Source organism: Streptomyces sp. NPDC031100, assembly GCF_055570785.1.
Window position 1 is genome coordinate 379,666 of sequence record NZ_JBVIGN010000004.1, and the last position, 23,192, is coordinate 402,857.

General features: G+C 69.6%; 25 protein-coding genes. 17 read left to right on the top strand and 8 right to left on the bottom strand.

Annotation, left to right across the window (positions count from 1 at the left end; translation table 11 throughout):
• The first annotated feature begins 183 nt into the window (after positions 1 to 183).
• The 10 genes from ACZ5DS_RS13615 (at position 184) to ACZ5DS_RS13660 (ending at position 8,565) form a co-directional block, all read left to right on the top strand.
• On the top strand, positions 184 to 621 hold the full coding sequence (locus tag ACZ5DS_RS13615; protein WP_468237221.1) for a hypothetical protein: 438 nt from the start codon (positions 184 to 186) through the stop codon (positions 619 to 621).
• A 273-nt stretch (positions 622 to 894) separates the two neighbouring features.
• Entirely contained in the window at positions 895 to 1,665 is a 771-nt protein-coding gene (gene atpB, locus ACZ5DS_RS13620; protein ID WP_468238213.1) for a F0F1 ATP synthase subunit A, read from the top strand.
• A 71-nt stretch (positions 1,666 to 1,736) separates the two neighbouring features.
• Positions 1,737 to 1,976, top strand: coding sequence for an ATP synthase subunit c family protein (locus ACZ5DS_RS13625; RefSeq protein ID WP_053670587.1), 240 nt, complete (start codon positions 1,737 to 1,739; stop codon positions 1,974 to 1,976).
• Between the two features lie 38 nt (positions 1,977 to 2,014).
• Positions 2,015 to 2,566 carry a F0F1 ATP synthase subunit B gene (locus ACZ5DS_RS13630; RefSeq protein WP_468237225.1) on the top strand — a complete coding sequence of 184 codons (552 nt, stop codon included), beginning with the start codon at positions 2,015 to 2,017 and terminating at the stop codon, positions 2,564 to 2,566.
• On the top strand, positions 2,563 to 3,378 hold the full coding sequence (locus ACZ5DS_RS13635) for a F0F1 ATP synthase subunit delta (protein WP_468237228.1): 816 nt from the start codon (positions 2,563 to 2,565) through the stop codon (positions 3,376 to 3,378). The genes ACZ5DS_RS13630 and ACZ5DS_RS13635 overlap by 4 nt, the downstream gene beginning before the upstream one ends.
• Positions 3,379 to 3,507: 129 nt before the next feature.
• Positions 3,508 to 5,103, top strand: a complete 1,596-nt coding sequence (atpA, locus tag ACZ5DS_RS13640) for a F0F1 ATP synthase subunit alpha (protein ID WP_468237230.1) — start codon at positions 3,508 to 3,510, stop codon at positions 5,101 to 5,103.
• Positions 5,104 to 5,124: 21 nt separating this feature from the next.
• On the top strand, positions 5,125 to 6,042 hold the full coding sequence (locus tag ACZ5DS_RS13645) for a F0F1 ATP synthase subunit gamma (protein WP_468237232.1): 918 nt from the start codon (positions 5,125 to 5,127) through the stop codon (positions 6,040 to 6,042).
• Positions 6,042 to 7,478 carry a F0F1 ATP synthase subunit beta gene (gene atpD / locus ACZ5DS_RS13650; RefSeq protein ID WP_468237234.1) on the top strand — a complete coding sequence of 479 codons (1,437 nt, stop codon included), beginning with the start codon at positions 6,042 to 6,044 and terminating at the stop codon, positions 7,476 to 7,478. Before ACZ5DS_RS13645 ends, atpD begins: the two co-directional genes overlap by 1 nt.
• Before the next feature lie 110 nt (positions 7,479 to 7,588).
• Entirely contained in the window at positions 7,589 to 7,966 is a 378-nt protein-coding gene (locus ACZ5DS_RS13655) for a F0F1 ATP synthase subunit epsilon (RefSeq protein ID WP_468237236.1), read from the top strand.
• A 152-nt stretch (positions 7,967 to 8,118) separates the two neighbouring features.
• On the top strand, positions 8,119 to 8,565 hold the full coding sequence (locus ACZ5DS_RS13660; protein ID WP_468237239.1) for a DUF2550 domain-containing protein: 447 nt from the start codon (positions 8,119 to 8,121) through the stop codon (positions 8,563 to 8,565).
• 7 nt (positions 8,566 to 8,572) lie between these two features.
• Here ACZ5DS_RS13660 and ACZ5DS_RS13665 read toward each other — a convergent pair whose 3' ends face one another.
• The 3 genes from ACZ5DS_RS13665 to ACZ5DS_RS13675 form a co-directional block, all read right to left on the bottom strand.
• Complete coding sequence (locus ACZ5DS_RS13665; protein WP_468237242.1) at positions 8,573 to 10,393, bottom strand: glycosyl hydrolase family 18 protein; 1,821 nt, start codon at positions 10,391 to 10,393, stop codon at positions 8,573 to 8,575.
• Positions 10,394 to 10,533: 140 nt separating this feature from the next.
• Positions 10,534 to 11,175, bottom strand: coding sequence for a response regulator (locus ACZ5DS_RS13670; RefSeq protein ID WP_468237244.1), 642 nt, complete (start codon positions 11,173 to 11,175; stop codon positions 10,534 to 10,536).
• The gene (locus tag ACZ5DS_RS13675; RefSeq protein WP_468237247.1) at positions 11,172 to 12,344 is read right to left on the bottom strand and encodes a sensor histidine kinase; all 1,173 of its coding nucleotides are present in this window, start codon (positions 12,342 to 12,344) and stop codon (positions 11,172 to 11,174) included. Before ACZ5DS_RS13675 ends, ACZ5DS_RS13670 begins: the two co-directional genes overlap by 4 nt.
• Positions 12,345 to 12,463: 119 nt before the next feature.
• Here ACZ5DS_RS13675 and ACZ5DS_RS13680 point away from each other — a divergent pair, with 119 nt between their 5' ends.
• Together ACZ5DS_RS13680 and ACZ5DS_RS13685 are read left to right on the top strand one after the other, a co-directional pair.
• On the top strand, positions 12,464 to 12,751 hold the full coding sequence (locus tag ACZ5DS_RS13680; protein WP_390855614.1) for a type II toxin-antitoxin system Phd/YefM family antitoxin: 288 nt from the start codon (positions 12,464 to 12,466) through the stop codon (positions 12,749 to 12,751).
• On the top strand, positions 12,748 to 13,017 hold the full coding sequence (locus ACZ5DS_RS13685) for a type II toxin-antitoxin system RelE family toxin (RefSeq protein WP_390855613.1): 270 nt from the start codon (positions 12,748 to 12,750) through the stop codon (positions 13,015 to 13,017). Before ACZ5DS_RS13680 ends, ACZ5DS_RS13685 begins: the two co-directional genes overlap by 4 nt.
• A 6-nt stretch (positions 13,018 to 13,023) precedes the next feature.
• On the opposite strand, the gene ACZ5DS_RS13690 is transcribed toward ACZ5DS_RS13685, so the two are convergent.
• Genes ACZ5DS_RS13690 through ACZ5DS_RS13700 form a run of 3 tightly spaced genes read right to left on the bottom strand, consistent with a single transcriptional unit; the run spans position 13,024 to position 15,181 of the window.
• Positions 13,024 to 13,596: a cob(I)yrinic acid a,c-diamide adenosyltransferase gene (locus ACZ5DS_RS13690; RefSeq protein ID WP_468237250.1), complete on the bottom strand. Its 573-nt coding sequence runs from the start codon at positions 13,594 to 13,596 to the stop codon at positions 13,024 to 13,026.
• 13 nt (positions 13,597 to 13,609) lie between these two features.
• The gene (locus tag ACZ5DS_RS13695; RefSeq protein ID WP_468237253.1) at positions 13,610 to 14,359 is read right to left on the bottom strand and encodes an ABC transporter permease; all 750 of its coding nucleotides are present in this window, start codon (positions 14,357 to 14,359) and stop codon (positions 13,610 to 13,612) included.
• 36 nt (positions 14,360 to 14,395) lie between these two features.
• On the bottom strand, positions 14,396 to 15,181 hold the full coding sequence (locus tag ACZ5DS_RS13700; RefSeq protein ID WP_468237255.1) for an ABC transporter ATP-binding protein: 786 nt from the start codon (positions 15,179 to 15,181) through the stop codon (positions 14,396 to 14,398).
• A gap of 79 nt (positions 15,182 to 15,260) precedes the next feature.
• On the opposite strand from ACZ5DS_RS13700, the gene ACZ5DS_RS13705 reads away from it, so the two are divergent.
• From ACZ5DS_RS13705 to ACZ5DS_RS13720, 4 genes are all read left to right on the top strand, one after another.
• Positions 15,261 to 15,902, top strand: coding sequence for a TetR/AcrR family transcriptional regulator (locus tag ACZ5DS_RS13705; RefSeq protein WP_468237257.1), 642 nt, complete (start codon positions 15,261 to 15,263; stop codon positions 15,900 to 15,902).
• Positions 15,903 to 16,363: 461 nt separating this feature from the next.
• Positions 16,364 to 17,212 (top strand): 3-hydroxyacyl-CoA dehydrogenase family protein, encoded by an 849-nt coding sequence (locus tag ACZ5DS_RS13710; protein WP_468237259.1) that lies wholly within the window; start codon positions 16,364 to 16,366, stop codon positions 17,210 to 17,212.
• Between the two features lie 164 nt (positions 17,213 to 17,376).
• Positions 17,377 to 17,700 (top strand): STAS domain-containing protein, encoded by a 324-nt coding sequence (locus ACZ5DS_RS13715; RefSeq protein WP_365700581.1) that lies wholly within the window; start codon positions 17,377 to 17,379, stop codon positions 17,698 to 17,700.
• Positions 17,701 to 18,002: 302 nt separating this feature from the next.
• Positions 18,003 to 20,426, top strand: a complete 2,424-nt coding sequence (locus tag ACZ5DS_RS13720; RefSeq protein WP_468237262.1) for an ATP-binding protein — start codon at positions 18,003 to 18,005, stop codon at positions 20,424 to 20,426.
• Between the two features lie 69 nt (positions 20,427 to 20,495).
• Here the strand turns inward: ACZ5DS_RS13720 and nucS are convergent, their stop codons facing one another.
• Entirely contained in the window at positions 20,496 to 21,167 is a 672-nt protein-coding gene (gene nucS, locus ACZ5DS_RS13725) for an endonuclease NucS (RefSeq protein ID WP_468237264.1), read from the bottom strand.
• A 299-nt stretch (positions 21,168 to 21,466) separates the two neighbouring features.
• Here nucS and ACZ5DS_RS13730 point away from each other — a divergent pair, with 299 nt between their 5' ends.
• Positions 21,467 to 21,859 (top strand): SCO5389 family protein, encoded by a 393-nt coding sequence (locus ACZ5DS_RS13730; RefSeq protein ID WP_190188623.1) that lies wholly within the window; start codon positions 21,467 to 21,469, stop codon positions 21,857 to 21,859.
• A gap of 116 nt (positions 21,860 to 21,975) precedes the next feature.
• Here the strand turns inward: ACZ5DS_RS13730 and ACZ5DS_RS13735 are convergent, their stop codons facing one another.
• On the bottom strand, positions 21,976 to 23,004 hold the full coding sequence (locus ACZ5DS_RS13735) for an LLM class flavin-dependent oxidoreductase (protein WP_468237266.1): 1,029 nt from the start codon (positions 23,002 to 23,004) through the stop codon (positions 21,976 to 21,978).
• Positions 23,005 to 23,192: the final 188 nt, after the last annotated feature.

Here is a 23,192-nt window from a genome sequence, read left to right on the forward strand (position 1 = left end):
CAGCAAGCACACCCAGCAGGTAAAGACCTCATCAAATAGTTTGTGATACGGTTCACGAGAACCCGGGATGGAGCCGAAGGACCGTAGTGCGACGGGCCATCGGTGTGAGGTCTCGATCACTCAGCCCGGGACTACGCTCGTCCATGACGACACCTGCCCCCCTGTGAAAGCGGAGTTGCCGCCATGCCGTCCAATGACGCCCGGAACCTTCTGCAGATCGCTGTGCCCTCAGCGGCCGCCGGCGTGATCGCCGTCGCCGTGAGCGCCGCGGTCGCGGGGGGCAAGGGCGCGCTCGGTGCGGCTCTCGGCACGCTGCTGGCCATCCTGTTCATGGGAATCGGCCTCTACGTGCTGCAGTGGACGGCAAAAACGCTCCCGCAGCTCTTCCAGGCCATGGGCCTGATGCTCTACATGGCCCAGCTGCTGCTCCTCTTCATCTTCGTCGCCGTCTTCAAGGGCACCTCCCTCTTCAACGCGAAGGCGTTCGCCTTGTCGCTGGTCGTCACCACCGTCGTGTGGATGGCCGCGCAGGCGCGCGCCCACATGAAGGCCAAGATCTTCTACGTCGATCCCGACTCCGCGAAGAGCGAGAAGCACGAGAAGACAGGGCCGTCGTCGTGAGGAGTAGGGGCGGGATAAAGGCCTGTGAGATCTCCTGCTATCGTCCGGTGCCAACTGCGGCATCGCGGGCGCGGGCATCTGAGCTGACGCCTGCTCATTCGCGAGGCTCGATGCCCCCAAGCCGCCCCCACATCCGTAACACCAGTCCGGTGCCGATCCGCGGCCGCGCGCCGCGCCGACACAACGAGGTTGCCGTACCCATGCGTCACGCCGAAGGAGCCCGCGGTGAGTGCTGACCAGACCCAGCTCGCCTTTGACTGGAGTTGTCGGATCATGTCCGACAACGGGTGTGGCTTCCCGGCTCCGGGCCTGCACTCGTTCCTGTTCAAGCCGCTCGCCACGGTCGGCGGGTTCGAGTTCAACAAGGTGATGCTGCTCGCGCTCGTCACCTCCGTGCTCGTCGTCGCGTTCTTCTGGGCGGCGTTCGGCAAGGCCAAGGTCGTCCCCGGCAAGCTCCAGATGATCGGCGAGGCCGGCTACGACTTCGTGCGCCGCGGCATCGTGTACGAGACCCTCGGCAAGCGCGAGGGCGAGAAGTGGGTGCCGTTCATGGTCTCCCTCTTCTTCTTCGTCTGGATCATGAACATCTGGTCCGTGATCCCGCTGGCGCAGTTCCCGGTCTCCTCGGTCTTCGCGTTCCCGGTGGTCCTGGCCGTCACGGTCTGGATCCTCTGGGTCGGGCTCACCTTCAAGCGCCACGGCTTCGTCGGCTTCTTCAAGAACATCACGGGCTACGACAAGTCGCTGGGCGGGGTGCTCCCGCTCGTCATGCTCATCGAGTTCTTCTCGAACCTGCTGGTCCGCCCGTTCACGCACGCGGTGCGACTCTTCGCCAACATGTTCGCCGGTCACCTGATGCTGGTGATGTTCACCGTCGCCTCCTGGTACCTGCTGAACAGCTGGATGATCCCGGCCGCCGGTGTCTCCTTCGTGATGACCATGGCCATGATCTGCTTCGAGCTTTTCGTCCAGGCCGTCCAGGCGTACGTCTTCGTACTGCTGGCCTGCTCGTACATTCAGGGCGCTCTCGCCGAGCACCACTGAGCCCCTCCCACACCCCCCCGGTCGTCCGGTGGCCAACCCCCACCGGTCCGTAAAGAGAAGGAAGATTCAGCATGGCTGCCACTGAGACCCTTGCCGCTGTCTCCGGTTCCATCGGTTCCGTCGGTTACGGCCTCTCGGCTATCGGCCCCGGCATCGGCGTCGGCATCATCTTCGGCAACGGCACCCAGGCCCTCGCCCGCCAGCCCGAGGCCGCCGGCCTGATCCGTGCCAACCAGATCCTCGGCTTCGCCTTCTGTGAGGCGCTCGCCCTCATCGGCATCGTCATGCCGTTCGTGTTCGGTACCAAGTAAGACCTCCGTACCGACACGTATCGACGAAAGGCACTGATGTGATCGCCAACCTGGCACAGCTGGCGGCCGAGGAGACTGAGCAGAACCCGCTCATCCCGGCCGGTCCCGAGCTGCTCGTCGGCACCATCGCCTTCGCCATCGTGTTCTTCTTCTTCTGGAAGAAGCTGCTTCCGAACATCAACAAGGTTCTGGAGGAGCGCCGCGCGGCGATCGAAGGCGGTATCGAAGAGGCCGACGCCATGAAGGTCGAGGCCCAGAGCGTTCTGGAGCAGTACAAGGCCCAGCTCGCCGAAGCCCGGCACGAGGCCGCGCGCCTGCGCCAGGAGGCGCAGGAGCAGGGTGCCGCGCTCATCGCCGAGATGCGCGCCGAGGGCCAGCGGCAGCGCGAGGAGATCGTCGCCGCCGGCCACGCGCAGATCGACGCCGACCGCAACGCCGCCGCTCAGTCGCTGCGGCAGGACGTCGGCAGGCTCGCCACCGACCTGGCCGGCAAGCTCGTCGGCGAGTCCCTCGAGGACCACGCCCGCCAGAGCCGTGTGATCGACCGCTTCCTCGACGAGCTTGAGGAGAAGGCCGAGGCCGCGCGATGAACGGAGCGAGCCGCGAGGCCCTGGCAGCCGCACGCGAGCGTCTCGACGCGCTGACGGACTCCACGTCCGTGGACGCCGTGCAGCTCGCCGACGAGCTGGCGGCCGTCACCGCGCTGCTCGACCGCGAGGCCGGCCTGCGCCGGGTCCTCACCGACCCGGCGCAGCCCGGAGAGGCCAAGGCGGAGCTGGTCCAGCGCCTGATCGGCGGCCAGGTGGGCGGCGCGACCGCCGACCTGGTGTCCGGGCTGGCCCGTGCCCGCTGGTCGCAGCCCCGCGACCTGGTCGACGCGCTGGAGGAGCTGGCGAACATCGCCGACCTCACCGCCGCGGAGAAGACGGGCACGCTCGACGACGTCGAGGACGAGCTGTTCCGGTTCGGCCGGATCGTCTCCTCGAACACCGAGCTGCGCGCCGCGCTGACCGACCGGGCCGCGAGCGCCGCGGCCAAGGTCGAGCTGCTGCGCCGGCTCCTCGGCGGCCGGGCCAAGCCCGCCACCGAGCGTCTGGTGGCACGCCTGGTCACCGCTCCGCGTGGACGTAGCCTGGAAGCGGGACTGGAGTCCCTGTCCAAGCTCGCCGCCGACCGCCGGGACCGTCTGGTGGCGACCGTCACCTCGGCGGTGCCGCTGAGCGACCGGCAGAAGCAGCGCCTGGGCGACGCCCTGGCGAAGCTCTACGGCCGCCGGATGCACCTCAACCTGGACGTGGACCCCGACGTGATCGGCGGGATCCGGGTGCAGGTCGGTGACGAGGTCATCAACGGCTCCCTCGCGGACCGGCTGGACGACGCCGCCCGCCGCATGGCGAGCTAGCAGCAACTCAAGAAGCAGTACGTACCTACGGCCCTGGTTGGGCCGTGCAGAGGATTCACCTCTTTATGGGGGGAGTCCCCATCCCCCCAAGTGAAACTTCGGGCCCAACAAGGAGAGCAGGGAACCCAGATGGCGGAGCTCACGATCCGGCCGGAGGAGATCCGGGACGCGCTGGAGAACTTTGTCCAGTCGTACAAGCCGGACGCGGCCTCGCGCGAGGAGGTCGGTACGGTCACCCTTGCCGGCGACGGCATCGCGAAGGTCGAGGGCCTGCCCTCGGCCATGGCCAACGAACTGCTGAAGTTCGAGGACGGCACCCTCGGCCTCGCCCTCAACCTCGAGGAGCGCGAGATCGGTGCCATCGTCCTCGGTGAGTTCAGCGGCATCGAGGAGGGTCAGCCGGTGCAGCGCACCGGTGAGGTCCTCTCCGTCGCGGTCGGCGAGGGCTACCTCGGCCGTGTCGTCGACCCCCTCGGCAACCCGATCGACGGCCTCGGCGAGATCGAGACCGACGGCCGCCGCGCCCTCGAGCTGCAGGCCCCCACGGTCATGCAGCGCAAGTCGGTGCACGAGCCGATGGAGACGGGCTACAAGGCCGTCGACGCGATGACCCCGATCGGCCGTGGTCAGCGTCAGCTGATCATCGGTGACCGCCAGACCGGCAAGACCGCCCTGGCCGTCGACACGATCATCAACCAGCGCGACAACTGGCGCTCGGGCGACCCGAAGAAGCAGGTCCGCTGCATCTACGTCGCCATCGGCCAGAAGGGCTCCACCATCGCCGGCGTGCGCCGCGCGCTGGAGGAGAACGGTGCTCTGGAGTACACGACCATCGTCGCCGCCCCGGCGTCCGACCCGGCCGGCTTCAAGTACCTGGCGCCGTACACCGGTTCGGCCATCGGCCAGCACTGGATGTACCAGGGCAAGCACGTCCTGATCATCTTCGACGACCTGTCGAAGCAGGCCGACGCCTACCGCGCCGTGTCGCTGCTGCTGCGCCGCCCGCCGGGCCGTGAGGCCTACCCGGGTGACGTCTTCTACCTGCACTCCCGCCTGCTGGAGCGCTGCGCCAAGCTCTCCGACGACATGGGCGCCGGCTCGATGACCGGTCTGCCGATCGTCGAGACCAAGGCCAACGACGTCTCGGCGTTCATCCCGACCAACGTCATCTCCATCACCGACGGCCAGTGCTTCCTGGAGTCGGACCTGTTCAACGCCGGTCAGCGTCCCGCGCTGAACGTCGGTATCTCCGTCTCCCGAGTCGGTGGTTCCGCCCAGCACAAGGCGATGCGCCAGGTCTCCGGCCGTCTGCGCGTGGACCTCGCCCAGTTCCGTGAGCTGGAGGCGTTCGCCGCCTTCGGTTCCGACCTGGACGCGGCCTCCAAGTCCCAGCTGGAGCGCGGTCAGCGCATGGTCGAGCTGCTGAAGCAGGACCAGTACCAGCCGATGGCCACCGAGGAGCAGGTCGTCTCCGTCTGGGCCGGCACCAACGGCCGTATGGACGACGTCCCGGTCGCCGACATCCGCCGCTTCGAGCGCGAGCTGCTGGACTACCTGAAGCGCCAGGAGTCGGGTCTGCTCACCTCGATCCGCGAGGGCGCCAAGATGTCCGACGACACGATCCAGGCGATCGACGAGGCCGTGGCCGCGTTCAAGAAGCAGTTCGAGACCTCCGACGGCAAGCTGCTCGGCGAGGAAGCTCCGGCTGTCTCCGTGTCCAAGTGACGTAAGGAAGGGACCTGACTCATGGGAGCCCAGCTCCGGGTCTACAAGCGTCGCATCCGATCCGTCAGCGCGACCAAGAAGATCACCAAGGCGATGGAGATGATCGCCGCCTCGCGCGTCGTCAAGGCGCAGCGCAAGGTGGCGGCCTCCACGCCGTACGCGACCGAGCTGACGCGCGCGGTCACGGCGGTCGGTACGGGTTCGAACACCAAGCACCCGCTCACCACGGAGGCGGAGAACCCGACCCGTGCCGCGGTCCTGCTCCTCACGAGCGACCGCGGTCTGGCCGGCGCCTTCAACTCCAACGCCATCAAGGCGGCGGAGCAGCTGACCGAGCGCCTGGAGCGCGACGGCAAGCAGGTCGACGTGTTCATCGTCGGCCGGCGCGGTGTCGCCCACTACAACTTCCGTGAGCGCAAGATCGCGGAGTCGTGGACGGGCTTCACGGACGAGCCGACGTACGCGGACGCCAAGAAGGTCGCGGCGCCTCTGATCGAGGCCATCGAGAAGGAGACGGCGGACGGCGGTGTGGACGAACTCCACATCGTCTACACCGAGTTCGTCTCGATGATGACGCAGACGGCGCTCGACGCCCGCCTGCTGCCGCTGCGCCTCGAAGAGGTCGCCGAGGAGGCCGCCCCCAAGGGCGAGATCCTCCCGCTGTACGACTTCGAGCCCTCGGCGGAGGACGTCCTCGACGCCCTTCTGCCGCGCTACGTGGAGAGCCGTATCTACAACGCGCTGCTCCAGTCGGCCGCTTCGAAGCACGCCGCCACGCGGCGCGCGATGAAGTCGGCGACCGACAACGCGGGTGAGCTGATCAACAACCTCACCCGTCTTGCCAACGCGGCCCGCCAGGCCGAAATCACCCAGGAAATCAGCGAGATCGTCGGTGGCGCGAGCGCCCTGGCCGACGCGACCGCGGGGAGTGACCGATAATGACCACCACTGTTGAGACCGCGACGGCCACGGGCCGCGTCGCCCGGGTCATCGGCCCGGTCGTCGACGTGGAGTTCCCCGTCGACGCGATGCCGGACATCTACAACGCCCTTCACGTCGAGGTGGCCGACCCGGCCAACGCCGGCGAGAAGAAGACGCTGACCCTGGAGGTCGCCCAGCACCTGGGTGACGGCCTGGTCCGCGCGATCTCCATGCAGCCCACCGACGGTCTGGTCCGCCAGGCCCCGGTCGTCGACACCGGCAACTCCATCACGGTGCCCGTCGGTGACTTCACCAAGGGCAAGGTGTTCAACACCCTCGGTGAGGTGCTGAACGTCGACGAGCGTTACGAGGGCGAGCGCTGGGGCATCCACCGCAAGGCCCCGAACTTCGACGAGCTCGAGTCGAAGACCGAGATGTTCGAGACCGGCGTCAAGGTCATCGACCTGCTGACCCCGTACGTCAAGGGCGGCAAGATCGGTCTGTTCGGCGGCGCCGGCGTCGGCAAGACGGTGCTCATCCAGGAGATGATCTACCGTGTCGCCAACAACCACGACGGTGTCTCCGTGTTCGCCGGTGTCGGTGAGCGCACCCGTGAGGGCAACGACCTGATCGAGGAGATGTCGGACTCCGGCGTCATCGACAAGACCGCCCTGGTCTTCGGTCAGATGGACGAGCCCCCGGGCACCCGTCTGCGCGTCGCGCTGGCCGGCCTCACCATGGCCGAGTACTTCCGTGACGTCCAGAAGCAGGACGTGCTGTTCTTCATCGACAACATCTTCCGCTTCACCCAGGCGGGCTCCGAGGTGTCGACCCTGCTCGGCCGTATGCCCTCCGCGGTGGGTTACCAGCCGAACCTGGCCGACGAGATGGGTCTCCTCCAGGAGCGCATCACCTCGACCCGTGGTCACTCGATCACCTCGATGCAGGCGATCTACGTCCCCGCGGACGACCTGACCGACCCGGCCCCGGCCACCACCTTCGCCCACCTCGACGCGACGACGGTTCTGTCCCGTCCGATCTCCGAGAAGGGCATCTACCCGGCCGTGGACCCGCTGGACTCCACGTCCCGGATCCTGGACCCGCGCTACATCGCTGCGGATCACTACAACGCGGCCATGCGCGTGAAGACGATCCTGCAGAAGTACAAGGACCTCCAGGACATCATCGCGATCCTCGGTATCGACGAGCTGGGCGAGGAGGACAAGCTCGTCGTCCACCGTGCCCGTCGTGTGGAGCGCTTCCTGTCCCAGAACACCCACGTCGCCAAGCAGTTCACCGGCGTGGACGGCTCGGACGTGCCGCTCGACGAGTCGATCGCCGCGTTCAACGCGATCTGCGACGGTGAGTACGACCACTTCCCCGAGCAGGCGTTCTTCATGTGCGGTGGCCTCGAGGACCTCAAGGCCAACGCCAAGGAGCTGGGCGTCTCCTGAGCCTCGCGCTCGTGTGAGGGGGCGGGCGCGTCCCGCCCCCTCATCCACGCCTACTAGAATTGACCCCAACACCCGGCACTACCGCCGGGTGGTGACCCGAGGAGCCAACCTTGGCTGCTGAGCTGCACGTCGAGCTGGTCGCCGCCGACCGCCAGGTCTGGTCCGGCGAGGCCACCCTGGTCGTCGCGCGCACCACGTCCGGCGACATCGGCGTCATGCCCGGTCACCAGCCGCTGCTCGGTGTGCTGGAGTCGGGCCCGGTGACCATCCGTACGAGTGATGGTGGAACGGTCGTCGCCGCGGTGCACGGCGGTTTCATCTCGTTCGCGGACAACAAGCTGTCCCTGCTGGCCGAGGTCGCCGAGCTGTCGGACGAGATCGATGTCCAGCGCGTTCAGCGCGAGCTCGAGCGCGCGAAGGCGGAGGATGACGCGGAGGCCGAGCGCCGCGCGGACGTCCGCCTGCGGGCGGCGGAGGCGGCGCGTTGATCCATCGCGCCGTGTGATGACGTCACTCAGCCGCGGTCGGCCCGGAGCAATCCGGTGCTGACCGCGGCTGAGGCAGATGTGGGTGTTTTTTCCGTTCCATTACCTAGTTCGAGCCTAGTTCCAGTACCTGGGAGACGAGGAGGTCGGTGCCGATGGTCCTCGCTCTGACTGTGTGCGGAATCGTGATCGCGCTCGTGGTGGTGGGACTCTTCCTGTTCGGACTGCGCCGCAGACTGATCCAGCGCTCCGGCGGCACCTTCGACTGTTCCCTGCGCTGGGACCTGCCCGAGAAACCGGACACCAGCGGCAAGGGCTGGAGCTACGGCGTCGCCCGCTACAACGGCGACCGCATCGAGTGGTACCGCGTCTTCTCCTACGCCTTTCGCCCGCGCCGCACCCTGGAGCGCGCCGCGATCGAGGTGGTCGGCCGCCGGCTGCCCGAGGGCGAGGAGGAGCTGGCGCTGCTCTCCGACGCGGTGGTCCTGGCCTGTACCCACCGGGGCACGCGCCTCGAACTCGCCATGAGCGAAGACGCGCTGACCGGTTTCCTCGCGTGGCTGGAGGCAGCCCCGCCCGGTCAGCGCGTCAACGTCGCTTGAGGCGCTCTTACAGGTTGTTGCTGATGGCGCTCACCAGCTCGCCGTTGCCGGTGTCACCACTGAACTCCCAGAAGAACGCACCGCCGAGGCCCTGGTTCTTGGCCCACGCCATCTTCGTCGCGATGGTGGCCGGAGTGTCGTACGACCACCAGTTGCTGCCGCAGTGCGCGTACGCCGTACCGGCGACGGTGCCGGTCGCCGGGCAGGACGTCTTCAGCACCTTGTAGTCCTCGATGCCCTGCTCGTAGGTGCCCGTGGCCGGGCCGGTCGCCGTGCCGCCCGGGGCGTCCTGTGTCACGCCGGTCCAGCCGCGGCCGTAGAAGCCGATGCCGATGAGCAGCTTGCTCGCAGGGACGCCGATCGCCTTGTACTTGGCCATCGCGTCGGCGGTGGTGAAGCCCGCCTTCGGGATGCCGCTGTACGAGGTGAGCGGGGAGTGCGGAGCCGTCGGGCCCTTGGCGTCCCAGGCACCGAAGAAGTCGTACGTCATCACGTTGTACCAGTCGACGGACTGGGCGGCGCCCGCGTAGTCCGCGGCCTCGATCTTGCCGCCGGCGGAGCCGTCGGCCGTGACGGCCGCGGTGACCAGGTTGTTCGAGCCGAACTTGGCGCGCAGCGCCGACATCAGGTTCTTGAAGGCCGCGGCCCCGCTGGTGTCGCAGCTCAGACCACAGGCGTTCGGGTACTCCCAGTCGATGTCGATGCCGTCGAAGACATCGGCCCAGCGCGGGTCCTCGACCAGGTTGTAGCAGGACTGGGCGAAGGCGGCCGGGTTGGCCGCGGCCTGCGCGAAGCCGCCGGACCAGGTCCAGCCGCCGAAGGACCACAGCACCTTGATGTTCGGGTACTTGGCCTTCAGCTCGCGCAGCTGGTTGAAGTTGCCGCGCAGCGGCTGGTCCCAGGTGTCGGCGACGCCGCTCACCGACTGGTCGGCGGTGAACGCCTTGTCGTAGTCGGCGTAGGAGTCGCCGATGGCGCACTGGCCGCCCGTGACGTTGCCGAACGCGTAGTTGATGTGCGTGATCTTCGCGGCCGAGCCGGACGTCACCAGGTTCTTGACGTTGTAGTTGCGGCCGTAGATGCCCCACTCGGTGAAGTAGCCGAGTTTGACCTTGTTCCCGGTGGGCGGGGGCGTGGTGCCGCCGCCGGTGGTGTGTACGGCGACCGCGCTGCTGACCGGGCCGGTCTGGTCGGCGGTGTCACGGGCCTGCACGGTGTAGGAGTAGTCGGTGCCGGCGGTGAGGCCGGTGTCCGTGTACGAGGTCGTCGTCACCGTGGCGACCTTGGTGCCGTCGCGCAGCACGTCGTAGTTCTTGATGCCCTTGTCGTCGGTGGCCGCGCTCCAGCCGAGTTTCACCGAGGTGTCGGTGATGTTCGACGCGGTCGGGGTGCCGGGGGCGGAGGGGGCCGCGTCGCCGGGAACGGTGGTGCCGTCACAACTGTCGCCGTTGAGCTTGCAGTTGGACGGGGAACCGGAGCCGGCGCCGTTGAAGCCGAAGGAGACGGAGGCACCCGGGGCGATGGAGCCGTTGTAGGACTTGTTCTTGGCGGTCCAGTGGGTGCCGGAGTTCGTGACGTCCGCGTCCCACGCGGAGGTGACGGACGTACCGGAGGGGAAGTCCCACTCGATCGTCCATGAACTGATCGCGGTGGTACCGGTGTTCTTGACGGTCCACTTGCCTTCGAAGCCGGTACCCCAGTCCTGGGTCTTGGCGTACGTGGCGGTGGCGTTGCCCGCGGCCTGGGCGGGGCTCGCGAGGCCGACCAGGCCGGCCAGGGGGAGCAACAGGGTCGCGAACCCTGCCGCGGCTCTGTGTCTGAAGCGCATGCGGCGCCTCCCTCTTGTATGGGGATGTTCCCTTGGGGGTGTCAGGGGCATGACTGAGCCTTCACGCCCACGGTGCCGCGAGAATAGAAAGGTCTGGACCACAGGTCAATAGGTCTGGACCACTTGCCCCCGAGTTCCCGCTAAATCCCCAACTCCTGCGCCAATACGGCCGCTTGGACACGGCTGCGCAGCTCCAGCTTCGCCAGCAGTCGGCTGACGTGCGTCTTCACCGTGCCCTCCGCCATCTCCAGCCGCTCTGCGATCTCGGCGTTGGACAGCCCCTCGCCGATGCACGACAGCACCTCGCGCTCGCGCCGGGTGAGCCCGGCCAGCACGGCCGGGTCGGCCGTCGGCTCGCGCACCGGCTTCGCGGCGAACTCGGCGATCAGCCGCCGGGTGACCGCCGGCGCGACGATCCCCTCCCCGCGCGCCACCGTCCGCACCGCCTGGAGCAGGTCCTTCGCCTCGGTGCTCTTCAGCAGGAACCCGGCCGCACCCGCCCGCAGCGCCCCGAACACGTACTCGTCGAGGTCGAAGGTGGTCAGCACCAGCACGTCCGCGCTCTGCTCGGCGACGATCTGCCGGGTCGCCGACACCCCGTCGAGACGCGGCATCTGCACGTCCATCAGCACCACGTCCGGCCGCAGCTCCCGGGCCAGTTCGACCGCCCGCTCGCCGTCCGCCGCCTCGCCGGCCACGTCGATGTCGGGCGCGCTGCGGAGGATCAGAACGAGCCCGGCGCGTACGGCGGACTGGTCCTCTGCGACGAGGACGCGGATCATGCGGGGTCTCCTTCGGTGAGCGGAAGCGTGGCGCGTACGGCCCACAGGGCGCCCTCGGGCCCGGCCTCGAAGCTGCCGCCGAGCAGCGCCGTCCGTTCCCGCATCCCGGCGAGACCGGAGCCGGAGCCGGGGGCGCGTGGGGTGTCGCCGGCCCGGTAGGGGCTGGTCACCCGCACGTGCAGGGTGCCGCTCTGCTGGCTGAGGCCGACGTGGACGTGGCCCGGCGCCGCGTGTTTCAGTGCGTTGGTCAGCGACTCCTGCACGATCCGGTAGGCGGCCAGCTCGACCGGCGCGGGCACGCTGTCGTGGCCGGCGTCGAGGGTGATGTCCAGGCCGTTGGCGCGGGCGCCGTCCACCAGGGCACCGAGGCCGTCGAGCGTGGGGGACGCGGCGGGCTCATGGTCGCCGGAGCTGTCCCGCAGGATCCCGATCAGCCGCCGCATCTCGGCCAGCCCCTCGACGCTGTTCTCCCGGATGACGGCCAGGGCTTCCTGGGAGGTCTTCGGGTCGTCCAGGGAGAGCGCGGCCGTGGAGTGGATGGCGATCGCCGACAGACGGCCCGCGACCATGTCGTGCAACTCCCTTGCGAACCTGGCCCGTTCGGCGGTGACCGCCTGGACACGGTCCCTCTCGGCCAGCAGCGCGGTCTGTTCGGCGCGCAGCCGGGCCGCCTCGGCCGCGTCGCGGTGGTTGCGGACCACCCAGCCCGTGGAGGCGGGCGCGAACGCGACCACGCCGACGCCCACACCGATCAGCAGCCCCTGCGGATCGCGCCAGAGGGCGGCGGGCACGACTCCGCCGAGGACCGTCAGCATCCCGGTGATCCAGGGGATGCGCCGGGCGGCGGCGGGGCTGCCGTACAGGACGGCCGCGTAGACCAGGTCGGTGTACAGCACGACTGTGACGATGCTGCCCAGGGTCATCGTGTCCAGGGTCAGCGCGGCGGTGCCGATCAGCAGACCGACGCGGGGCCGGATGCGGCGCAGCGGCTCGCAGGCGACGGTCACCGCGAGCGGGACCAGCGGAGCCCAGGGCGCGTGCCACAGCACGAGGCTGTCCGAGGCCACGCGCGGGTGGATGCCGAGCGCCCACAGCAGCACTCCGCCGAGCAGCCCGCCCACGGCAATGCGCAGGTCGTCGCGGTGCGGGCGGGGGAGTGCGAGGGGCATGGGTCCATCCAACACGGGGACGGCATGGTTCTCGTGGGCCGGGAGGAGGGTCCGCAAGTACATCGAAGGGTGCAGGCGTCGGAGCGCCGGTGTACACGAATGTGAGTACACTCGATGCCATGGACGACTCCGTATCCATGCGCGAAGCCCGAGCCAACCTTGCCAGGCTGCTCGACCAGGCCGAGGAGGGGGAGCCCACGGTGATCACCCGTGGCGGCACCCCGGTGGCCGCGATCGTGCCTATAGAGGAGTACAACGCGCTGGAGAAAGCTGCCGACGAGGTGCTCGCGCGTAAGGCTTTGCGAACGCTTCAGGAGGAGGGCGACGCGCCGCGAGCCTCGCTGGCGGACGTACTGGCGGACATCTTCGGACCGCCCTCGGACGCGTCCTCAACCGGTGCCGCGTGAAGTACGCCTTCGAGTTCACCGCCGCGGCGCGCCGCCAGCTCCGGACCATCGACCAGACGACCGCGCTGCGCATCCTGCACGCGCTCAGCCGCCTGGGCGACGACCCGTACCGCGATGACGCCGACGTGAAGAAGCTGTCCGGCCACGACGACCTGTACCGCCTGCGCGTCGGTGCATACCGGATCGCCTACCTGATCGACGACGGCAAGCTCGTCATCCTCGTGGTCGAGGTCGGTCATCGCAGGGACATCTACCGGCGCCTGTGAAGGCCGCTACCGCTCCCCACCCGGCACCCACAGCACGTCCCCGGTCTCCTTGTTGGCGATCCGGGCCAGGATGAACAGCAGATCGGAGAGCCGGTTCAGGTAGGTCGCGGTGAGCGGGTTCATGATCTCGCCGTGCACCTCCAGGGCCGCCCAGGTGGAACGCTCGGCGCGGCGGACCACCGTGCAGGCCTGGTGCAGCAGGGCCGCGCCGGGGGTGCCGCCGGGGAGGATGAAGGAGCGCAGCTTCTCCAGCTGCGCGTTGAAGCGGTCGCAGTCCGCCTCCAGCCGGTCGATGTAGAACTGCTCGACCCTGAGCGGGGGGAACTCCGGCTTCTCCACCACCGGCGTCGACAGGTCCGCGCCCACGTCGAACAGGTCGTTCTGGACGCGGGTGAGGACCTTGACGACCTCCTCGTCCAGGCCGCCCAGCGCGATCGCGGTGCCGATCACCGCGTTGGCCTCGTTGGCGTCGGCGTACGCCGAGATCCTGAGGTCGGTCTTGGCGACCCGGCTCATGTCACCGAGGGCGGTGGTGCCCTTGTCGCCGGTCCTGGTGTAGATGCGCGTCAGATTGACCATGTGACCAGCGTAGTTACGCTCCGGCCGTCCGGAACACGCGTGTGCCCACTGTCACGGCGAGTCCCGCGAAGCCGACCGCGACGAGCACGCCGTACAGCATGTGCGCGCTCGTGTACTGGCCGACGTACGCGTCGCGCACCGCGTCCACCAGATAGCGGAACGGGACGAAGTGCGAGAGCACGTCCAGCCAGGTGGGCGCGAGCGTCATCGGGAGCATCAGGCCGGACAGCAGCATCGACGGCATCGACAGCGCGTTGATCAGCGGACCGAACTCCTGCGGGGTGCGGACCCGCATGCCCAGCGCGTACGAAAGCGAGGCCAGCGAGAGTGTGAGCAGGGCGACGAACACGAAGCCGATGAGGACGCCCGGCAGAGGTGCGCGCAGGCCCATCACCACCGCGGCGAGCACCAGCAGCACCGCCTGGAAGACGAAGACCGTGGCGTCCCGCAGCACCCGGCCCAGGAGCAGGGCGAGCCGGCTGACGGGCGTCACACGCATCCGCTCCACCACTCCCTGGGCGTTCTCCATGATGATCGTGAAGCCCGCGAACAGCGCCCCGAACAAGCCGAGTTGGAGCAGCAGCCCCGGCACGAGGACCTGCCAGGAGCTGCCCTTCCCGCCGAGCGGCAGGTCGGTGAGGAGCGGGCCGAAGAACAGGAGATAGAGGAGCGGGGTCAGCACGCCGAAGAGCAGCGCGAAGCGGGAGCGCAGGGACTGGCGCAGGTAACGGCCGTAGACGAGGCCGGTGTCGTGAAGAAGCATCTCTCTGATTCCGTGAGCGGTCCGAGGTGAGCGGTCCTATACGGCGACGGGGGCGGTGTCGGCCGGTGAGGGCCCGCGGCCGGTGATGGCGAGGAAGGTGTCCTGGAGGGTGGCGTCGATCGAGCCGCCGTGGGCCAGCTTGAGCGCGCTCGGAGTGCCGTCGGCCACGACGACGCCCCGGTCGACGACGACCAGCCGGTCGGCGAGGGCGTCGGCCTCGTCCAGGTAGTGGGTGGTCAGGAACACCGTGGTGCCGTGCTCGTCGCGCAGCCGGCGGACCAGGTCCCACAGGTCGGCCCTGCTGCCCGGGTCCAGTCCGGTCGTCGGCTCGTCCAGGAACAGCACCTTCGGGCGGTGGGTGAGCGCCATCGCGATGTCGAGGCGGCGCCGCTGTCCGCCGGAGAGGGCGCCCGTCTTCCGGTCGAGCAGTCCGGTGAGGTCCAGCTCCCGGGCGAGTTCCGCGGTGCGCTCGACGGCCTCGGCCTTCGACAGGCGGTACATCCGGGCCTGGGTGACCAGCTCCTCCCGGACGGTGATCTGCGGGTCCACCCCGCCGGACTGGGCGACATAGCCGGACGCCCGGCGTACCCCGGCCGGGTTGGTCGCCAGGTCGCACCCGGCGACGGTGGCCGCGCCGCCGGTGGGCTTCAGCAGGGTGGTGAGCATGCGCAGGGTGGTCGTCTTGCCGGCGCCGTTGGGACCGAGGAAGCCGAGGATCTCGCCTTCGCGGACGGTGAGGTCGACGCATCGCACGGCCTCCACGGGGCCGGTTTTCGTCTGGAAGGTGCGGGCCAGTCCGGCCGCGCTGATGACTGCTGCCATGTCCACAGAAAAACAGAGTCCCTGAAATTTTGCAATGACACCAAGTTTTCAGTGGGTCCAGCGAAGTTAGGATGCGGGCATGGCTGAGGGACTCAGGGAACGGAAGAAACGGCAGACCAGGCAGTACATCTCGGATGTCGCCACCGGGCTGTTCCTGGAGCGCGGCTTCGACGCCGTGACGGTCGCGGAGATCGCCGAGGCCGCGAACGTCTCCGTCAACACCGTCTACAACTACTTCCCCGCGAAGGAGGACCTCTTCTTCGACCGCTCCGCGGGCATGGTCGACCGGCTCGCCCGCTGGGTGCGGGGCCGCCCCGCCGGCGAGTCCGCGGTCGGCGCGGTCCTGCGCGAGCTGCGCGAGGAGGTCGAGGCGGTCTCGCCCCGGGTCGGCCTGATCCCCGGGTACGCGAGCTTCATGCGGGTCATCGAGGAGACCCCCGCGCTGCGCTCCCGGCTGTGGGCCATCGCCCAGGAGGTCCAGGCCAACCTGGAGCAGGCGCTGCGCGAAGAGACCGGCGCGGCCGACGGCGACGAACTGCCCACCCTGATGGCGGGTCAGATCGGCTGGGTGCACAGTACGGTCATGGCGGTCATCTCACGCGAGATGGTCAAGGGGCGCGAACCGCGCGAAGTATCACGAGAGGTGCTCGTTCTCCTCGATGACATCGAGGACCTGCTGAGCGAAAAGGTCCTCAACTACGCCGTCCGTAGCGCCTCCTGAGGCCCACAGGGGAGAGCATGGCGACCGCCTGCCGGTACGGCGTTGCGGACTCCTCCCATACTTCGTTGGCCGGCGCGTGGTTGATGGCGCGCCGGCTCAGCGGGCCCTGCATCACACCCTGGGTCAAGGCCTGCTGTGGTGGCGGCTGCTACACGCGGACACCGTAGGCGCGAAGAACACTCTGGCCCGCGGGCACGCGGGTCACAGGGCGTGGAGACCTCGGCGTAGGCCGGTCCGTGAAGCGCCAACCAGTGCGAACCCGCAAGGAATTAGCACTGCGGCCGCGAGGTCGCAATCCCTCCGGCCTCGGTCGGCGGGAGGATCGCCAAGTCCGTCAATTGAGACGTGACGGGCGTCTCACGCGTTGAGACGTGACACGCATTACTAACCCCTCACACAGCCTCTCACGAGCGCTATGGTCCGCCGAAGAGGCAGACGTCAACAGCGTTCAGGGAGTCGGAGTGGCAGGGAAGCTCGCCGTCATCGGGGCCGGACTCATGGGGTCCGGTATCGCCCAGGTCGCCGCGCAGGCGGGCTGGGACGTCGTCCTGCGTGACGTCACGGATGAGGCACTCAGGCGTGGCACCGACGGCATCAAGGCCTCGTACGACAAGTTCGTCGCCAAGGGCAAGCTGGAGGCGCACGACGCCGATGCCGCCCTCGCCCGCATCACCGCGACCACCGACCTGGACGCCGCAGCCGACGCCGACATCGTCGTGGAGGCCGTCTTCGAGAAGCTGGAGGTCAAGCACGAGATCTTCCGCGCGCTCGACAAGCTCGTGCGCGAGGACACCGTGCTCGCCTCCAACACCTCCGCCATCCCGATCACCAAGATCGCGGCGGCCACCGAGCGCCCCGAGCGGGTCGTCGGCGTGCACTTCTTCTCGCCGGTGCCGATGATGCAGCTCGTCGAGCTCGTCCGCGGCTACAAGACCAGCGACGAAACCCTCGCCACCGCACGGCAGTTCGCCGAGTCGGTCGGCAAGACCTGCATCGTCGTCAACCGGGACGTCGCCGGGTTCGTCACCACCCGGCTCATCTCCGCCCTCGTCGTCGAGGCGACCAAGCTCTACGAGTCCGGCGTCGCGACCGCCGAGGACATCGACCTCGCCTGCAAGCTGGGCTTCGGCCACGCCATGGGCCCGCTGGCCACCGCGGACCTGACCGGCGTGGACATCCTGCTGCACGCCACCAGCAACATCTACACCGAGTCCCAGGACGAGAAGTTCGCCCCGCCGGAGCTGATGCGCCGGATGGTGGATGCCGGTGACATCGGCCGCAAGAGCGGGCAGGGCTTCTACAAGTACTGATCCGTCCAAGACCGGACACACTCCCCGGGAGCATCACTCCCGGGGGTGAATTCGGTATCGGTTCGCTTACAAACAGCAACCGGTCTGCCACCCAGGCAGTCAGACGTTGCACAGCACCAGCACCGTCACGGAGTACGCCAGACCGCACTCAACGGGGAGCGCATATGTACATCAGGGGCGACCACGCCGAGCTGGTCGTCGGGGGCCGCCTCGACGTCCGCAGCGCGGCGGACGCCCGTACGGCCCTGCACTCGGCCGTCGACACCGGAGTCGGCGACCTGGTGCTCGACCTGTCCGAGCTGGACTCCTGGGACGCCACCGGCCTCGGGGTGATCATGGGTGCCCACCGGCGGGCCGGCCGCTGCGGTCGCCGTCTGGTGCTGCGCGACGTCCCGCCGCAGATGCAGCGCCTGCTGGTGGCCACCCGGCTGCACCGCATCCTCGCCATCGAGGGGGGCATCGGCGTGGAGTCGCTGCCCCGGGTGTGATGCGCCCAGCCGGTGCCCCGCCCGGAACGCAACACCCCGATCGGGTGTGAACCGGGCGACGGGGGAGACCCGGACGCAGCCGCCGAACCGTACGTCGAGGGCAATCCTCACCGGACTGTGATGTCTCGGACCGCACGGACCCCCGCTCTGTCGTAGATACTGTGCGAAGGTTTAGGGTTCGGTCGCCCGCTGCCTCAGCCACCCTCGAGCGGGCCCGGACCAGAAGCGACAGCGCGGCGTGCAGCAGGCCGGGAGGGGCCGGTATTTGCCAGGGCACACGACGCTTTTGGGGGCTTGAACCTATGGACCCGACGACTCCGGGACCCGGGGAGCACGGCCAGGCTCCGAGCCGCCGACCGCCCCGGGAATCCCTCACCTCCGACTTCGGCCAGAGCACGCCCGCGCTCGCGCGGACGGCGCAGCTCGTCTCCGGCGACTTCCTGCTGACCGTCAACCCCGTCGACGGCAGCGAGATAGAGCCCTGCCCGCCGCTCGAGCGGCCGGAGCGGCCGCGCAAGCGCACCGCCGCCGAGCGCGCCGAGACCGAGCGCGCCGCCCGGCCGCCCGTACCGCCGGGCCCGGCGCAGCCCACGCCCGCCCTCCTCGAGCGCCAGGACGAACGCGAACGCCTGGTCCGCCTCCTCGCCCGCGGCCGCTCCGTGCGCCTCACCGGCCCTGGCGGCTCCGGCCGCACCGCCCTGCTCGACCTGGTCGCCGAGGACTGCTCCGATCTCGCCCCCGACGGCGTGGTCCGGCTCACCGGCTTCCACCGCACGGCCACCGACCTCCTGCACGACCTCTTCCACGCCGTCTACGACGCCCCCCGGTACCGGCCCGAGCAGGAGCACCTGCGCGCCCTCGTCCGCGAGATCGGCGCGGTCGTCGTCGTGGACGACCTGGAGTTCGGTGGCGCCGCCCTCGACGAGCTGCTCGACGCCACCCCCGAGTGCGCCTTCCTGCTCGGCGCGACCCCGGACGTCCCCGCGCCCGCCGCCGACTCCGAGGTCGAGGAGGTCTTCCTCGCCGGCCTGGACCGCGCGGCCGGCGTGGAGATCCTGGAGCTGGCCGTCGGCCGGGTCCTCACCGAGGAGGAGTCCAACTGGGCCGGCGACCTGTGGTTCGAGTCCGAGGGCCTGCCGCTGCGCTTCGTCCAGGCCGGCGCCCTGCTCCGGCAGCGCGACGAGCTGCGCGCCAGCGCCGGCGCGGTGGACGAGTACGGCGTCTTCGAGGACGTACGCCACCCCGCCGAGGCACCCGTGGAGACGGCGGAGGCGGAGGACGTCCCGCTGCCCTCCCTCGGCGAGGCCGCCGCGCCCGCCCCGCTGCTCGCCTCCCGGCTCAGCGCCTCCGCCCGTGCCACCCTCCGTTTCGCCGTCGCCCTCGGCGGCGAACTGCCGCACCAGGCGCACCTGCCCGCGCTGGTCGGCGACACCCACGCGGACGCGGCCCTCGGCGAACTCGCGGGCTGTGGCCTGGTCTCCCCGGTCGGCTCCCGCTACCGCCTCGCGGCCGGCGTGCAGACCCAGCTGGAGGCCGCCGGCTACGCAGCCGACGCCCCCGCGCAGGCCCTCACCGCCGCCGAGCACTACGCCTGGTGGGCCGGGCACCCCTCGGTCACGCCCGAGCGGGTGTGTGCCGAGGCCGACGCGGCCCTCGCCGCGCTCGCGGTCGTGGTGCCGTCCACCCTGCCTCCCGTGGAGGGCGAGGAGAGCGTCGCGGTACGGCTCGCCCGTACGGCTGCGCCCGCCTTCGCCGCCGGACTGCACTGGAGCGCCTGGGAACGCGCGCTGCGCGCCGGCGCCGAGGCCTCCCGGCTGTCCGGCGAGGTCTCCGAACAGGCCTATTTCCACCATGAGTTGGGCATCCTTGCGCTCTGCGGCGGACAGCTCGACCGGGCCCGCGCCGAGCTGGAGGCCTCCGCCGGTCTGCGCGGCGCCCTCGCCGACAAGCGGGGCACCGTGGCCGGACGCCGCGCGCTGGCGCTGGTCGCCGACCGCTCGGGCGAGCTGCCCGGGGCGGCGGCGATGGCGGGCGAGGAGGTGCCGGACGCACGCCAGGAGGAGTCCGCCTCGCCGCCCGGCGGCACACCCCCGGCCTACCCGCCCTACGGGTCGTCCGGCGAGGTCCTGGTCACCCATGAGCTGCCGGCCGCCAAGTCCTTGGGCGGCATCCGCCGCCTGGCCCGCCGCAACCTGGTGGCGGTCGGCTCCGGTGCCCTGCTCGCCGCCGTACTCGGCACGGTCGTCACCCTCGGCATGACGTCCAACGAGAACGCGAACCGGAACCCGGCCGGCAACGTGGACGTCAACCCGTCCGCGAGCCAGGGCCTCGACGACGGCAGCCTGGGCGCGGACCCCAAGCAGGACGACGGCGCCGCCGGCCCCACCGGGAGGCCCTCCGGCTCTCCGACCGACCCCGGTCCGGACGGCAGTTCCGGCACCTCGGACGACCCGACACCGCCGCCGACGGCGCCCTCGCCGAGTGCGTCCGGCACGAAGGGCACGGGCGGCGGGGGTACGACTCCCACACCGTCCAGGTCGCAGACGACGAGGCCGGGCGGATCACCGTCACCGAGCAAGTCGAGCCCGTCGAGTTCCCCGTCTCCCTCGCGGTCGCCCTCGACCTCGCCCTCGACGTCGCCCTCGGCGACCTCCTCGACCACTTCCCCGTCGACCACCAACTCGGCCGGCGGCCCGTCGTCGAGCAGCTCGGGTTCCGTGATCTGACGTTCCCGCACACAGCACGAGGGCCGGTCCTTTCCTGGGCCGGCCCTCACGCTCGTACGGGGAAGCTGTTCAGAACAGCCGCAGCTTGTCGTCCTCGATGCCGCGCAGGGCGTCGTAGTCCAGGATCTGGCAGTTGATGCCGCGGTCCGTGGCGAGGACGCGGGCCTGGGGCTTGATCTCCTGGGCGGCGAAGACGCCGCGGACCGGGGCGAGATGCGGGTCGCGGTTCAGCAGCTCCAGGTAGCGCGTGAGCTGTTCCACGCCGTCGATCTCGCCGCGGCGCTTGATCTCCACCGCGACCGTCTGCCCGTCCGCGTCCCGGCACAGGATGTCCACGGGGCCGATCGCGGTCATGTACTCGCGGCGGATGAGGCTGTAGCCGTCGCCCAGCGTCTCGATGCGGTCGGCGAGCAGCTCCTGCAGGTGCGCCTCCACGCCGTCCTTGATCAGACCGGGGTCCACGCCTAGTTCGTGCGAGGAGTCGTGGAGGATTTCCTCCATTGTGATGATCAGTTTCTCGCCCGCTTTGTTGACGACGGTCCACACCCCCTCGTCCTCGCCCGCGCCCTCCTTCAGCGTGCAGGGCGGCGACATCCAGTTGAGGGGCTTGTAGGCCCGGTCGTCCGCGTGGATGGAGACGCTGCCGTCCGCCTTGACCAGGATCAGGCGGGGCGCCGAGGGCAGGTGGGCGGTGAGCCGGCCGGCGTAGTCGACCGAGCATCGGGCAATGACGAGACGCATGGTCGGCAACGCTACTCGACACACACCGGTGCACGCGATTCGCCCTCTGTCCGCCCCTTCCCACCGGTCGCAGCGGCTCACCCGGGCATCCCTTTCATCCCTGATAACTCTTGTTCATCCCTGGCCGATTGTGCGCCTAAAGGGACTGTCCCATATACCCATTCTGCTGGTGCCGTCACCGTCCGTTGCCTACCGTAGTGAACGGGAGGTCGCGAACTGTGTACTGAGCGTGTTCGATATCGCGAACTCCGTTACCTGTCCGGCAACCCCTGCTCATCGGGGGTGCGAGAGGAGAACCCATGTCGCTCGACGTCTCACCGGCCCTACTCGAACAGGCCGAGCGAGGCGAGGTCGACGAAGCAGCATTCGTCGACTGCGTCCGGACCTCCCTGCCCTATGCGTGGGAGATGATCAGCTCCCTGGTGGCCCAGCTGAAGGTGGACGGCGGAGCATTCGCCGACAACCAGACGCCCCCGCCGGACGAGCAGGCACGCGGTCAGCTGCTGCGTGCGCTCGCGAGTGACGCCATCCGCGGCGCGCTGCAGCGGCACTTCGGAGTGCGGTTGGCCTTCCAGAACTGCCACCGGGTGGCGGTGTTCCCACTGGACGCCTCGGTGGACGAGACGCTGGCCCGCTTCACCTCGGTGCGCAGTCAGTTGCTGAACCAGTCGCCGGAGCTTCGGGACTGCTGACGGGGCAGTTGCCGGGCCGCCGGCGCAGTGAGCCGCTTGCTTGCCGCTCCACCTGTGGGAGGTGCATACCTCCTGGGGCGGCAAGCCACCCGTGGCGCAAGGGAGTCTGCGGCCGGTCAGCGCAGCTGCGGCAGCACCTCGGAGCCCAGCCGCCGTAGGTTCTCCTCCGTCGCCGCGAGGTCGCCCGAGCCCTCGACGAGCAGGGCGAACCGGGAGATGCCGGTGCGCTCCGAGGTGGCCGCGAGCCGGTCGGCGGCGAGCCGCGGGGTGCCCACCGGGTGCAGCCCGCAGAGCAGTTCGGTGTAGGCGAGCGGATCACGCATCGAGCGCGCCCGGCCGTCGACCGTCACATGCGCCTCAAGGCCCTGTTTGAGCCATCCCGGCATCGCCTTCAGCAGCGTCTCCGCCGCGTCCGTGCGCCGGTCGGCGATCTGGCAGACACCGGCCGAGACATGGGCCGCGTCGGCGATCTCCTCGGCCGGCCGGCCCGCGGCCCGCGCGAACTGCCGCCACAGGGCGACCATCTCGGCCTTCTCCTCGTCCCCGACGTGCATGCCGAGCAGCATCGGCAGCCCGCGCTCGGCGGCCAGCCGTACGCTCGCCGACGAGGTGCAGGCGACGACGACCTCGGGTCCGGGCATCTCCGTCAGCGCCTCCGACGGGCGGGGGACGACGGGGACTTCACGGAAGGAGAACCGTTCCCCCGAAGCCGATACCGACGGTTCGCGCAGCCAGCGCACCAGCAGATCGAGTGATTCCGGGAACCCGTGCTCGTACGCCTCCAGGCCCGAGCCGAACACCTCCAGGTCCACCCACGGTCCGCCGCGCCCCACGCCCAGCGTGAACCGACCGCCGCTCGTCAGGTGCAGCAGCGCGGCCTGTTCGCCGAGGGCGACCGGGTGGGCGGTGGGCAGTACGCTGACCGCCGTGCCGACCCGGATACGCTCGGTGCGGCCGAGCAGTAAGGCGGCCAGGGTGATGGCGGACGGGCATGTGCCGTACGGCACGAAGTGGTGCTCGGCCAGCCATACGGCGTCCAGCCCGGCCTCCTCGGTGACTTCTGCCGAGCGGACCGCCCGGTACAGGGCCTCCCCCGGGCCCTGGCCCGGGAACTGGGCCGCCAGCACAAAACTTCCTACGCGCATCGCTTTCCTGCTTCCTTGGCTCCGACCGGAGCTCCCCCACCCGGCATAACCGTCTGACACGTGCCGAGGACACGGCCTGGCGGGGAGATTTGCGGATTGTCTGCAGAATGGGCCGCCCTGGAGGGGGACTTGTGCGGGTTGGTGCGCTTCGCGTACCCCGTCGGGGGCCGCGTACGCTGGATCCAGCC